Source organism: Paenibacillus pedocola, from assembly GCF_031599675.1.
Lineage (GTDB): Bacteria > Bacillota > Bacilli > Paenibacillales > Paenibacillaceae > Paenibacillus_AQ > Paenibacillus_AQ pedocola.
This window is the reverse complement of record NZ_CP134223.1, coordinates 3,446,866-3,460,537: the sequence shown is the minus strand read 5'-3', so window position 1 is coordinate 3,460,537 and position 13,672 is coordinate 3,446,866. Positions and strand designations below refer to the sequence as shown.

At 47.7% G+C, this 13,672-nt stretch carries 9 protein-coding genes; 5 read left to right on the top strand and 4 right to left on the bottom strand.

Going from position 1 to position 13,672, the window contains the following annotated elements; genetic code table 11:
- Positions 1–43: 43 nt before the first annotated feature.
- Positions 44–661: a class I SAM-dependent methyltransferase gene (locus QU597_RS15085; protein WP_310828779.1), complete on the bottom strand. Its 618-nt coding sequence runs from the start codon at positions 659–661 to the stop codon at positions 44–46.
- A gap of 197 nt (positions 662–858) precedes the next feature.
- On the opposite strand from QU597_RS15085, the gene QU597_RS15080 reads away from it, so the two are divergent.
- Together QU597_RS15080 and QU597_RS15075 are read left to right on the top strand one after the other, a co-directional pair.
- On the top strand, positions 859–1,182 hold the full coding sequence (locus QU597_RS15080) for a metal-sensing transcriptional repressor (RefSeq protein WP_310828778.1): 324 nt from the start codon (positions 859–861) through the stop codon (positions 1,180–1,182).
- Positions 1,183–1,316: 134 nt separating this feature from the next.
- Positions 1,317–1,661 (top strand): hypothetical protein, encoded by a 345-nt coding sequence (locus QU597_RS15075; RefSeq protein ID WP_310828777.1) that lies wholly within the window; start codon positions 1,317–1,319, stop codon positions 1,659–1,661.
- An 85-nt stretch (positions 1,662–1,746) separates the two neighbouring features.
- On the opposite strand, the gene QU597_RS15070 is transcribed toward QU597_RS15075, so the two are convergent.
- From QU597_RS15070 to QU597_RS15060, 3 genes are all read right to left on the bottom strand, one after another.
- Positions 1,747–2,499: an SDR family NAD(P)-dependent oxidoreductase gene (locus QU597_RS15070; protein WP_310828776.1), complete on the bottom strand. Its 753-nt coding sequence runs from the start codon at positions 2,497–2,499 to the stop codon at positions 1,747–1,749.
- A gap of 4 nt (positions 2,500–2,503) precedes the next feature.
- Positions 2,504–2,917 carry a MarR family winged helix-turn-helix transcriptional regulator gene (locus QU597_RS15065; RefSeq protein ID WP_310828775.1) on the bottom strand — a complete coding sequence of 138 codons (414 nt, stop codon included), beginning with the start codon at positions 2,915–2,917 and terminating at the stop codon, positions 2,504–2,506.
- Positions 2,918–3,159: 242 nt separating this feature from the next.
- Positions 3,160–4,878, bottom strand: coding sequence for a methyl-accepting chemotaxis protein (locus QU597_RS15060; RefSeq protein WP_369698855.1), 1,719 nt, complete (start codon positions 4,876–4,878; stop codon positions 3,160–3,162).
- Between the two features lie 321 nt (positions 4,879–5,199).
- Between QU597_RS15060 and QU597_RS15055 the strand changes: the two genes are divergently transcribed.
- From QU597_RS15055 to murI, 3 genes are all read left to right on the top strand, one after another.
- The gene (locus tag QU597_RS15055) at positions 5,200–8,673 is read left to right on the top strand and encodes a discoidin domain-containing protein (RefSeq protein WP_310828772.1); all 3,474 of its coding nucleotides are present in this window, start codon (positions 5,200–5,202) and stop codon (positions 8,671–8,673) included.
- Positions 8,674–9,147: 474 nt separating this feature from the next.
- Positions 9,148–12,687 carry an alpha-amylase family glycosyl hydrolase gene (locus QU597_RS15050; RefSeq protein ID WP_310828770.1) on the top strand — a complete coding sequence of 1,180 codons (3,540 nt, stop codon included), beginning with the start codon at positions 9,148–9,150 and terminating at the stop codon, positions 12,685–12,687.
- 147 nt (positions 12,688–12,834) lie between these two features.
- A complete protein-coding gene (murI, locus tag QU597_RS15045; protein WP_310833327.1) occupies positions 12,835–13,617 on the top strand; it encodes a glutamate racemase in 783 nt (260 codons plus the stop codon).
- The last annotated feature ends 55 nt before the right edge of the window (positions 13,618–13,672 follow it).

Genomic DNA, 13,672 nt, shown 5'->3' with positions numbered 1-13,672 from the left:
TCTGCGGGGGTTATGGGTCTAATAACTAAAGCTCTCCGTTACTTTAATCAATAAACTTCTGCTTGGGCTTCGCCCAAATAAGATGGACCATGCCCTTCCAGTAGCTTTCCATCTTATGAATGACGAGACCTGACTCTTGAATTAGTCCGACAATATTTCTTGTATGGTGACATCCATAAACACGGTATAAAAGCGGATTAAATACTTTTTGAACAATGGATAATGCAGGATTATAGCTGACCCCATGCTCCAGGAAAAGAATTTGCCCATCCGGTTTACACCAGCGGCTGATTTTATCCAATACCATCAATGGATGATTGTAACTGCAAAAGGATAAGGTTGAAACAATAGTATCGAACGACTGATCCGGAAAGCTCATTTCTTCAATATCCGAACAGATGAAATCACTGTCAATATGATAATGTGTTGCCGCCTGTTTTGCTTTCTCCAGCATTGCCTCACTGAAATCAGTTGCGGTAACCTTAATCCCGGGGGGATAGAACGGGAAATTTGCACCTGCCCCTACAGCAAGTTCAAGCACCTCGCCCCTAGCATGACTTACAAGATGCTTACGCCAACGCTTCTGAGTGGTATCTTCTCTTTTTTTCTCATATTGGTTTGCTTGCTTATCAAAGATACGTATTAACTTTTGCTTCTCCATGTATCCCCCGCCTTAAGATAAGTGAATTCGAGACTATAACATCCATCTACTACAACTATAAATCCTCATGTCTAATTTACAAGTATAACCAACCATAGATAAAAACGTAATCTTAAATACAAATATTCAAACTAGCTAACACACTATACCTATTCTTGTTATAATACCTCTAGCTGGTATTTGTGAGAGAAGACAGAATGAAGCTGGGGGTAATTATGGATCAGGATACAAATGAGGATTTTCATGACGAGGATTTCGAGCATAAATACCGTAAGCAGATTGTTAACCGGCTGGCCCGGATTGAAGGGCATGTCCGTGCTGTTAAAGTAATGACCGCTGAAGACCGTGACTGCTCAGAGGTATTGCTGCAGATTGCTGCCATCCAGAAGGCGCTGGACAAAGCGGCGAAGCTGCTGCTGAAGGATCACCTGGAGAACTGTGTGGTCAAAGCCGTCCATCACGGCAATCAGGACAAGGTGCTGGAGGATCTCAACAAGGCCCTCGATAACTATATCCGTTAACAGGCAAGGCTGGGAGAGCGGATCTCCCGGTCTTTTATTTTGCCATTATTCATCCGGTGGAATGCACAATGTCATAGGCGCTCTGCCTTAAATATGATATTTTTATGCAAATTTCATCACAAGGGGGATAACCTATGATTACTTCTGATAATCTGGAAGAGTATTACATCAGGATCGGCAGGTTGAAGCAGCGTTATTTGCCGGAGCGCTTTGAGCAGGATCTCCCTAGGTTTAGTTCCCATCCGGAGGCAGCGGACTGGTTCCGCACATTGTTCCAGGATAACTTCATTTTTGTGGAGGTGATGGAAACAGCCGGCACAGAAAACTATTACCAGTACGACATTATTCATGACCGGGAGATCTGGGAACGCCGGCAAAGGGATATCCGTGAAAAAGGGACAGCGAACGGGCTTGGGATGCTGCTCTGCGCGCAAAGAGTGGACATCTACGAGGACGGATCCGTGCATCTGGCGGTATAGCGGGATTTAACAAAAAAAAAGCGGCAGGCTGGACGAATCTTATCGTCTGGACCTGCCGCTTTCGTTATGGAGAAATAACTCCAGCTTATTTAGCGTAATAACCGCCATCAATCGGCAGTTCGACACCTGTAATGTAAGAGGAATCATCTGAAGCGAGGAACAGAACACCTTTTGCGATATCATCTGCAGTGCCCAGCCGCATCAATGGAGTCTGTGAATAGAACCACTGCTTCATCTTCTCATCCTTCAGCAGATCCTCTGTCATTGGCGTTTCGATATAACCGGGATGGATCGAGTTCACGCGGATGTTATGTTTTGCATAGTCGACCGCTGTAGCTTTGGTCAGCATACGGACTGCACCTTTGCTGGCTGTATAAGGTCCTGCACCGCTGCCGCCGGTCAGTCCGGCGATCGAAGAAATGTTGATAATGGAGCCGCCTCCGGCTGCGATCATGTGCGGAATAACCGCTTTTTGACCGATAAAAATGCTGGTAACATTAATACTCATCGTCCGCTCCCAGCGCTCTACGGTTTGTTCCATGAATGTTATAGGGTCGGAGACACCGGCATTGTTAACAAGAATATTGATCTGGCCGAAAGCGCGAAGCGTTTCCTCCACGACATTGACCCAGTCCTCTTCAGAAGTGACGTTTTGCTTCAGCCCGATGGCTTCGCCGCCGTTATCCCTAATCTCCGACACAACTTCTTGTAGCTTTTCTTCCTGGAGGTCTGTAACGACAACCTTAGCACCTTCCTTGGCGAATAACAGGGCGTCTGCTTTACCCATACCGCCCGCGGCTCCCGTGATAATAGCTACCTTATGATCTAATCTTCCCATGACATTATTCCCCCTGAAGTTGTAATTTGGTTCCATACATTGTCTGTTCCAAATGCTCAATCATCTTTTGGTAGGAGCCGATCATCAGATCCAGTTCCGTTTCATTAAATTCATCCCATAACCCTGCTGTCAGCTGACGGTAGCGCTCCAGCATGTTTTGTTCGACTTCACGGCCTTGTTCGGTAATCTTCAGCATCACTTGGCGCCTGTCAGTTTCAGAAACGACCCGCTCAATATAACCTTTCTGAACTAGCTTGCTGCTTAAGTTAGTAATAGCTGATAGGGTGACATCCAGTACTCCGGCAAAATAGGAGCTGGTCTGCAGATCTTGCTTCGCCAGCGTCTGCAGAATGAAATACTGCGGTGCCGTCAGGTTGTTATCCAGCAGCTTAGCGTAGCTTGCCACCAGTGTCATCATGTGCCGGCTGATTAAATCAGAGAGCTGATCGTGTTTATCCAGTAGTTATCACCTCGGAAATTATGAAAAATACTTTAAAAGTTTTAATAGTTAATACATATTAACAATTTAAATTTAAACCTTAATATAGATACAGTCAACCCGTGAAGTGCTGGTTAGTATTCCCAGTCTCCAGAAGGATTATATACAGGCAGCCCAAAAAGAGCCGCAGATATGGCGGCTCTTTCGTTAAGATGTGCATATTAAATTCTAAATTTTGAGGACAACTCCTGCAATTCTTCGGCCATCCCCGAAAGTGACTTCACAGCATCTTCTACTTCTAACATCGTCGCCAGCTGCTGCTCGGAAGCGGCTGCGACATTTTGCGTTTTATTTAAGGAAGAGCCTGCGATTTCACTAGTGACCTGAAGGGAGGCGCTAACCTCTTCAGAGCTTGCTGAGATTTGCTGGGACGCGGCTGAGACTTCCTCGAGCTGCTGGTTTAATTCCTGAATGTAGCCGACAATCTGCTCAAACGTCTGCTTTGCTTCGTGCATGCCCGTAAGACCTACCTGGATTTCGGTGCTTTCCTTGTCCATCATTTGGGCGGCTTCCAGCACCAGCGTCTGAATTTCCGTCAAAATAGAGGCAATCTGACCAGAGGAGTGATTGGACTGTTCTGCAAGCTTACGCACCTCTGTAGCCACAACAGCAAACCCACGGCCATGCTCTCCGGCACGTGCCGCTTCAATGGAAGCATTAAGCGCCAGAAGATTGGTCTGCTGGGCAATTCCGCTGATCAAGCCCACGATTGTACCGATCTCCTGAGAATGATTATCCAATTTTTTGATCACGGCCGCAGATGCCTGAGAGGTGCCAAGGATGATGTCCAGCTGGCCGCTGACCGTGGTGATTTTCCCGCTGCCCAGCACTGCCTGTTCAGTGGTATAGCTGGCAATGCTGGACACATCAGATGCGGATTCGGCAACCCGTTGAATTCCGGTGGCAACCTCATCCATAGCCCGGCTGCATTCCTGTGAACCGCTGAGCTGCATAGCCGATCCATCTGCTACCGCTTGAATTTCTTCTGCGATATGGCTGCTGGCCGCACTGGTCTGCATGGAGCTGGCGAGCAGCTCCTCAGAGCTTGCAGAGAGCATCTGGGAATGTTCGCCGATCTTCGATATAATTGCCCGCAGCCCGGCAATCATATCATTGAAGCCGATAGTCAACACACCAATCTCATCCTTGGATTTATAGCTGCCTTTTACGGAAAGATTCCCGCTCTGGGCATCCTGCATCAGCGATTTCAGTCTGTTCAAAGGGCGGGTAATCATGCGGGAGAGCAGCAAACTGATAGTTCCGCATACGGCTACAGATGCAGCCAACAGTATGAACAAATTGAGTTGACTCGCTGAGGCATCATTTTTATTGCTATGATTAAGCTCGGCAGCAGAAGCCTGATTCAAATTCTTAATGGAGATTAGGATATTCATAATTTCAGTGCGGATAGGTGACAACTGCTTAGCAAACACAGTGTAAGCCTCCGCCATCTGTTTAGCTTCAAGCTTGCCCAACATCTGATCGCGGGCTTCGTTGCTCTTGGCAATCATGCCTTTGAAGGTATCGTATTGCTGCTTCACATCGCCCGTCATGCCGATGCTTTCAATCTGCTTCTGGGCAGCAATACTGCCGGTGATGATTGAACTAATGGAGTCATTGATGTCCTTTTGCCTGGAGACAGTCTGGTTAGTGGGTATCATCAGTTCCAGCTGTAGAGCGTTAATCTGAGCGTTGTTGATAATAATCTGATTTAGCAGCTCATTGGGAACCATATAGTGCTGGTACATCTGCTTCGCGTTACCATTGATTTTATTAAGGTAGTGAAGTCCTGAAAATCCGATCAGCATCATAAAAAAAATCGACAACCCGACTAACCCCATAATTTTCACTGATACTTTCCGATTCGCCAATAAGCTCATCACGACAACAACTCTCTCTCATCTCTGGATGTTTAAAATCTACGTTATTTATATCGTAAATTATAAGGCTAATCTAAAGAGATAAATTAAAATTTAGATAAATATCGGGGAAAGAGACAGTAGATTGCTCAGTAATCCTTCTGCATAAAGACGATGTTGGGATTTTATTGCAAAGAACATGGGAATACCTATCTTTTTCGTAGAAATGCCTCTTATAGCCGGGACTGATCAGTCACTATAATGAGTGTGTATTTCATGGAAAGGAGGACCGGTAGTTACTTCAACCCCATTACTATCCACACATTGCTGAGGAGGATTATAATGCGCAACAAGTATGTCGTATGGTCTCTAATAGCGGCTATGCTGATCTCAAGCTTGTATCTCGCTGCCGGAACCTTCGGAAACGTGTTTGCAGCCGGCGGACCGAATCTGACACTGGGCAAAACGATCACTGCAAGCGGCCAATCACAGACGTATGAACCGAATAATGTAAAAGACGGTAATCAAGGCACCTACTGGGAGAGTACGAACAGCGCGTTTCCCCAGTGGATACAGATTGATCTGGGAGCGAATACAAGCATCGACCAGATCGTATTAAAGCTGCCGGCCTCCTGGGAATCGCGGACACAAACACTGGCAGTTCAAGGCAGTACAGACGGCTCGTCTTTTACCAATATTGTCGGAAGCGCAGCCTATGTGTTTAACCCTTCGGTTGGTGGCAACACCGTCACCATTAATTTCAGCGCAGCAAGCACCCGGTATGTCCGGCTGAACGTGACAGCCAATACAGGCTGGCCGGCGGCGCAGTTCTCTGAAATTGAGATCTATGGTACTGCCGCAGCGACACCGACACCAGCGCCAACAGCAACTCCAACAGCAACTTCAACACCAACAGTAACTCCAACTCCAACGACGGCTCCATCCCCGACCCCGACTGCAACCGTCACGCCGACCCCGACACCTGCGGCAACAGCTTCACCAGGCGGCAACATCGCTATCGGTGCAACTATCACAGCTTCCTCGTATACTCAGACCTACGTCCCCACGAATGCGAATGACAACAACACCGCCACTTATTGGGAGGGCAGCGGAAACCCAAGTACGTTGCTGCTTGATTTTGGGGCCAATCAGAATATCTCGTCCATTGTCCTGAAGCTGAATCCGGCAACCGAATGGGGAATGCGTACCCAAACCATTCAAGTGCTGGGCCATAACCAGACGACCACAACCTTTAGTAATCTGGTATCCGCACAGGTATATACCTTTAATCCGGCCGCTGGCAACACAGTTACTATTCCGGTAACGGCAACAGTGAAACGCCTGCAGCTGAACATTACCTCGAACAGCGGGGCTCCGGCCGGCCAAATCGCCGAATTTCAGGTTTATGGTACCCCGGCACCCAATCCTGACTTGACGATTACCGGGATGTCCTGGACACCGTCAGCTCCGGATGAATCCAGTGCAATTATGCTGAATGCAGTTGTCAAAAATAACGGCAGCGCAGCATCTCCAGCGACCATCGTTAATTTCTACTTGAACAGTGAACTCGCAGGCTCTGCTTCCGTAGGTACCCTTGCTGCTGGGGCTTCTGCAACGGTATCGCTGAATGCCGGAACTAAAGCCGCAGCCAGCTATACGCTCAGTGCCAAGGTGGATGAGAACAATTCGGTTATTGAGCAGAACGATGCCAACAACAGCTACAACCATGCCTCTGCGCTATTGGTGAGTCCGGTATCAAGCTCCGATCTGGTGGGAACAACATCCTGGAGCCCCGGGACCCCAGTGGCCAACAACAGTGTAGGCTTTTCGGTAAACCTCAAAAATCAGGGTACCGTTTCCTCTGCCGGCGGCGCACATGCTATTACTGTAGTTCTTAAAAATTCTGCGGGATCAGCCCTGCAGACATTTAACGGTACTTATAACGGTACAATTGCAGCGAATGCATCGGTTAATGTTGCCATCCCAGGAACATGGACGGCGGTTAATGGGAACTACACGTTGACTACGACCGTCTCTGCAGATTCCAACGAGCTAGCCTCGAAACAGACCAATAATGTGAACACCACCAACCTGGTGGTTTACGCTTTGCGTGGAGCAAGTGTCCCTTACAGCCGGTATGATACCGACGATGCCGTAAGAGGCGGAGCTGCAACACTCAAAACAGCCCCTACCTTCGACCAGTCACTGACCGCTTCGGAAGCTTCCGGGCAGAAGTATATCGCGCTCCCGTCAAACGGCGCTTATGCTGAATGGATCGTTAGATCCGGTCAGGGAGGGGCAGGGGTTACCATGCGATTCTCGATGCCAGATTCGGCCGATGGTATGGGCCTGAATGGTTCGCTGGATGTCTATGTTAACGGCAGTAAGGTCAAAACTGTATCTTTGACTTCGTACTACAGCTGGCAGTATTTCTCGGGCGATATGCCGGGTGATGCTCCAAGTGCCGGACGTCCGCTGTTCCGCTTTGATGAAGTACACTTCAAGCTGGATACTGCACTCAAGGCCGGAGATACCATCCGCATTCAGAAGAACAACGGGGACAGCAACGAATATGGGGTGGATTTCCTGGAGATCGAACCGGTTCCTGCGGTAATTGTCCGTCCGGCAAATTCAGTATCCGTGACCGACCACGGTGCTGTAGCGAACGATGGACAGGATGATCTGGCTGCCTTCAAAGCAGCTGTTACTGCAGCGGTTGCAGCCGGTAAAAGTCTTTATATCCCGGAGGGCACCTTCAACTTAAGCAGCATGTGGGAAATCGGCTCGGTCAGCAATAAAATCAATAACATCACAATTACCGGGGCCGGGTTTTGGCACACCAATATTCAATTTACAAATCCTAATGCGGCGGGTGGAGGCATCTCGCTGCGGGTTACCGGCAAGCTGGATTTCAGCAACGTTTACATGAACTCGAACTTACGTTCCCGTTACGGACAGAATGCAATTTATAAAGGCTTCATGGACAATTTCGGGACCAATTCGGTTATTCATGATGTCTGGGTGGAGCATTTTGAATGCGGAATGTGGGTCGGGGACTATGCGCATACCCCGGCGATTCATGCCAGCGGGCTGGTTGTTGAGAACAGCCGTATCCGTAATAATCTGGCCGACGGCATCAACTTCTCCCAGGGTACCAGCAACTCGGTTGTGCGCAACAGCAGCATCCGTAACAATGGAGATGACGGGCTAGCGGTGTGGACCAGCAACACTAACGGTGCACCGGCAGGAGTAAACAACACATTTTCGTATAACACGATTGAAAATAACTGGCGTGCAGCAGCCATAGCTTTCTTTGGCGGAAGCGGCCACAAGGCAGACCATAACTATATTATTGATACGGTAGGCGGTTCCGGCATCCGGATGAACACGGTCTTCCCGGGCTATCATTTCCAGAATAATACCGGGGTTGTGTTCTCAGATACGACGATTATAGGCAGCGGCACCAGTAAGGACCTGTACGGCGGTGAACGTGGTGCGATAGACCTGGAAGCTTCCAATGATGCAATTAAAAATGTTACCTTCACCAATATTGATATCATCACTACCCAGCGTGATGCAATTCAGTTCGGATACGGAGGCGGTTTTGAGAATATTGTATTTAATAACATTAATATTAACGGAACAGGACTTGACGGTATCACCACATCACGATTCTCCGGGCCCCATAAAGGTGCCGCCATCTACACCTACACCGGAAACGGATCAGCTGCCTTCAATAATCTCATCACCAGCAATATTGCTTATCCGGGCCTGAATTACATTCAGTCCGGGTTTAATCTGACGATCAACAATTAATAGGATTGGGCGTTAAGCAGGAAGAGCGGAGGGGTTCAATTGAACTCCTCTTTTTGTTTAAATAACTAGAAATTTTACGTTAATAAAGCTATAAACCAGACGGCTATTTCCTGCAGAAACAGAATATATCTCAAGGTTTTTCTGAAAATATAGGAAACCGGTTTCTATATGCCTAATAATTAGAATGAGTGAGTATTATTTAGAAAAATAATTGTGATTATAGCTCAAAAGATCCATTGACCGGGAATAGGCGGGACACTATAATCAGAATCAAGAAAAATTCATTGGATAAGGGGAGGCGTGTTTTCACCTTATGTAAATCTTGTTTTGCAAACGCATACAATGGATCTTTCCCATCGGACCCTGGGGGTGGTTATGCTACAACATCGATGCTTAAAGTGTTCTATTATTCTCATTCTTGCAAACGTTTGCGCATTCTAAAATCGATTCACATTCGATGAGGAGGTAATTTATTTGGTAAGAAATAAAACGAGGCGTTTTCTTTCTTGGTTGGTTATTATTGCCCTATGCTTCGGCTTGTTCGGGACAGCAGGCGGAGCTTCTGCCAGTAATACCAATTATACAGTCACGTACACAAACACTACAGCGACCGCTGTAACTTTGCATTGGACTACGAGTAACTGGACGACGTTTACGGATACAGCCATGACCAAGAGCGGAACAACATTCACGGCCAACATCACTGTCGCTGAAGGTGCAACATTAACGTATTGCTATCATATTACGGCTCCGGCAGACAGCTGGGACAATAACAGCGGGAAGAACTGGACCGTCATTATCCCTGCCGCCGGGAAGTACGAAGCGGAAAGTGCAGTCCTGTCAGGCGGCGCCAAAGTCAATACGAATCATTCCGGCTATTCCGGAACCGGGTTTGTGGACGGATACACAGCAAGCGGAGCGTCTACAACCTTCACTGTGCAAGCCTCAGCTGCAGGAGCGTATAATGCAACCCTGCACTACGCTAACGCTTCCGGCAGTGCCAAGACTTTATCTGTTTATGTTAACGGCACAAAGGTAAAACAAACCACCTTGGCTAATCTGGCCAATTGGGATACCTGGTCCGATCAAACAGAACCGCTTACCTTGCTGGCAGGCAATAATACGATTGCCTATAAATACGATGGGGCTGACAGCGGAAATATTAATATAGATTATGTAACTGTTCTGCCTGGGACTTCTCCAACTGCAACGCCAACAGCAACGGCTACACCGACAGCTACGGCAACATCCACACCAGCTGTAACTCCAACAGCTACTCCAACTCCTACAGTAACACCAACTGTAACCCCAACAGTCACACCCACAGCCACACCAACTGCGACACCGACAGCTACCGTCTCACCGATGCCAACATCCACGGCAACCGGCATTACGGTTCATTTTAAAAAGCCTTCTACATGGAATTCAGCGGTCCGTATTCATTACTGGAATTTGAATCCGGCGACGGTCCCGATAAGTGGGGCATGGCCGGGAATTCTGATGAATTCAGACGGAAATGACTGGTACAGCTATACGATTGCCGGCGCAGCAGGCACAAGCCTAATCTTCAACGACAGCAATGGCAAACAGACAGCCGACTTGGCGCGAACTATCAAGGAGAGCTGGTATTACACAGATAACGTCTGGTATGACACCAATCCGGAAGCGCCTAAGATCCCGGTAATCACAGTCTCACCTGCTCCAAAAACATACGATTCCGCACAAACGATTGCACTTACCAGCAGTAACAGCAGCGATAAAATATATTACACAACCAACGGTACAACACCGACGACAGCATCGGTTTTGTATACAGCACCAATTCAAGTGTCCTCCTCCTTGACGATCAAGGCTTTTGGAGTCAATAGCAGCGGCCAGGCAGGCAGCGTGGCATCTTTTGCCTATGTAATTGATCTGAATGCCGACCTGCAGGCTCCAACCATTACAGCCAATTTGCCAGTGGGGCAATCCACCACTGCAGTTACCGTCTCTTTCAATATCAAAGACAACAAAGCTGCAACTACTTCGGCGTATTATACAGATGATGGTACAGAACCGACTTCAGGCTCTAAAGTCTATATTTCCGGGAATGCGTTGGCTGGTTTGGCCGGACCATCGATTCTGATCTCCAAGACCACAACCTTAAAGTTCCTTGTTATCGACGCAGCCGGCAACCGGACCACCCAAAGCTTTGTGTACAGTATTGGCAATAAAGGAGACTTCCGGGAGGATTCCATTTATTTCGTGATCACTTCCCGCTTCTACGATGGCGATACCAGCAACAACGTTCATGCCTGGGATGACGCCAAAGCAGGGAATCCGGATTCAGATCCGGCCTGGAGAGGGGATTTCAAAGGGCTGATTCAAAAGCTCGATTATATCAAAGCGCTCGGCTTCAGCGCCATCTGGATTACGCCTGTCGTACAGAATGCCAGCGGTTATGATTACCACGGCTATCATGCGATCAATTTTGCCAAAGTCGATCCAAGATATGAGTCGGCTGGTGCGTCCTATCAGGATTTGATCACTGCCGCTCATGCCAAAGGAATTAAGGTCATCCAGGACATTGTTGTTAATCATACCGGTAACTTCGGGGAAGAGAATCTGTTCCCGATGTTCAAGAAAGATGCCACCAAGGCAGATACGATCGCTAACCTGCTCAAAATTACGGATAAGCTGCCTGCCAATTACGATACCATGACACCCGACCAGCAATATCAGGCAAGGCTAGCACTTATGAAAACAGCAGAAACCAACAATAACATCTATCATACTGAGAAGAGCTTATCCTGGGAATCCTACACGGTTCAGACCGGACAGATCGCCGGTGACTGTGTGGATCTCAACACCGAGAACCCAGTGGTGAATCAGTATCTGATCGACAGCTATAACCAGTATATCGATATGGGCGTAGATGCCTTCCGCGTGGATACCGTGAAGCATGTGAGCCGTTATATTTTCAATAAGTATTTTGTGCCTGCCTGGAAAGCCAGAGGCGGTTCTAACTTCTTCATCTTTGGTGAAGTGGCCACCCGCTACAGAGATGTATGGAACAGCGGAATACCGGCGATTTCAACGCCGTTCTATACCTGGAAGTCTGCGAAATCGTACCCTGGCGACGGTCAAAATGATTACGCTTCCAACAAGCTGTCTGTTGAACAGGAATGGGCGGACAACTCAACAACCGCAGGGCAGCCTACCTCGAACAATGCTTTTTTGATCGGCAATACGTATCACGCTCCGGATTATTCAATGAAATCGGGCATGGATGTCATCGATTTTCCGATGCACTGGGCGTTCAAGTCTGCGCAGGAAGCCTTCAGTATGCGGAGCGGTGATCAGTATTATAACGATGCTACATGGAATGTGACCTACGTGGACTCCCATGACTATGCACCTGATCAGGCGCCGGAGAATCAAAGATTCGCCGGAACGCAGGATACCTGGGCTGAGAATCTGGCGCTAATGTTCACCTTCCGGGGTATCCCGGCCATATTTTATGGATCCGAAATCGAATTCCAGAAAGGCAAAGTTATCGATCCGGGCCCGAATGCGCCGCTCAGCACAACCGGACGTGCCTACTATGGCGACCACATTGAAGGCAGCGTGACGGTTCAGGATTTCGGGAAATATACCAATGCAACCGGTACGCTTGCTGATTCGCTCAATTATCCGCTGGCCAAGCACATCCGGCAGCTTAATCTGATCCGGAGAGCCGTGCCGGCACTGCAAAAAGGCCAATATTCCACGGAGAACGTGAGCGGTGAATTGGCTTTTAAGAGAAGATACACAGACGCCTCCAAAGGGATAGACAGCTTTGCGCTCGTAACGATCTCGGGCAATGCTACTTTTAGCGGGATTCCTAACGGCACCTATGTAGATGCAGTGACCGGTGACAGCAAAATGGTTACAAACGGCACAATCACATTAACCTGCTCCGGTAAAGGTAATGCACGGGTATATGTTTTAAATGGCAGCGGCGGAATCGGTGAGACAGGAACGTATTTGAAATAAGCTAATACAATAGGAGAGACCAGCAAAGCAGCAATGACTCTGCCTAACAGGGTATTTGCTGCTTTGACTTATTTAGTCGCTGGAAATGGTGCAGAGAACTGCTGCATGGTAAAATAGATTCGACAACATACAGAGAAGAGTGAAATGATGCGGATAGGATTTTTTGATTCCGGGATCGGTGGTATTACTGTACTTCATCAAGCGCTACAGCTTCTGCCTAACGAGGATTACATTTTTTATGCAGATACCGTACATGTACCTTATGGTGAGAAACCCAAAGAAGAAGTAAAAAACTATATATTTAATGCCGTTGATTTTATTGCTGCGCAGGGTGTTAAGGCTCTGGTGATTGCTTGTAATACTGCGACCAGTATTGCGATAGAGGAGCTCCGTGAGAAGTATGATTTTCCGATTCTGGGTATAGAGCCTGCTGTCAAACCCGCTGTGCAAAAGTGGGAGGTTAACCGCAAAAAAGTGCTTGTATTGGCAACGAACCTTACACTGAAAGAGGAGAAATTCAATAATCTGGTGAAGCGTCTGGATCATCAGGATATCGTCGACAGTCTGGCGCTCCCGGCGCTGGTAGAGTTTGCGGAGAAGTACGAGTTTAACGAAGAGAAGGTTATCGGCTATCTGAAGAATGAATTATCCAGGTTTGATTTATGCCAGTACGGGACTGTTGTATTAGGCTGTACGCATTTTCCATATTTCACTAATGAGCTGAGAAAGCTGTTTCCTGACGATGTAGATATTATTTCCGGAAGCGTTGGAACCGCTAAGAACCTGAAACGGATCCTTGAAGCAAACCATCAGCTGGACCATGGCACGGGAGATATTATATTTTATAAATCCGGTTATAGAGTAGAAGATGATTACACATTAGACCAATACCAGAAGCTGCTGCGGATGCTGAATGGATTGTCCACGTAACTTAAATTTGCATTCCCGTCGACAAAAAACGGATACAGTCCTATGTAGGGACTAT

Coding starts and splice junctions, on each gene's coding strand:
- QU597_RS15085 (WP_310828779.1), bottom strand. CDS start 661: ATGGAGAAGCAAAAGTTAATACGTATCTTTGATAAGCAAGCAAACCAA.
- QU597_RS15080 (WP_310828778.1), top strand. CDS start 859: ATGAAGCTGGGGGTAATTATGGATCAGGATACAAATGAGGATTTTCAT.
- QU597_RS15075 (WP_310828777.1), top strand. CDS start 1,317: ATGATTACTTCTGATAATCTGGAAGAGTATTACATCAGGATCGGCAGG.
- QU597_RS15070 (WP_310828776.1), bottom strand. CDS start 2,499: ATGGGAAGATTAGATCATAAGGTAGCTATTATCACGGGAGCCGCGGGC.
- QU597_RS15065 (WP_310828775.1), bottom strand. CDS start 2,917: ATGATGACACTGGTGGCAAGCTACGCTAAGCTGCTGGATAACAACCTG.
- QU597_RS15060 (WP_369698855.1), bottom strand. CDS start 4,878: ATGAGCTTATTGGCGAATCGGAAAGTATCAGTGAAAATTATGGGGTTA.
- QU597_RS15055 (WP_310828772.1), top strand. CDS start 5,200: ATGCGCAACAAGTATGTCGTATGGTCTCTAATAGCGGCTATGCTGATC.
- murI (WP_310833327.1), top strand. CDS start 12,835: ATGCGGATAGGATTTTTTGATTCCGGGATCGGTGGTATTACTGTACTT.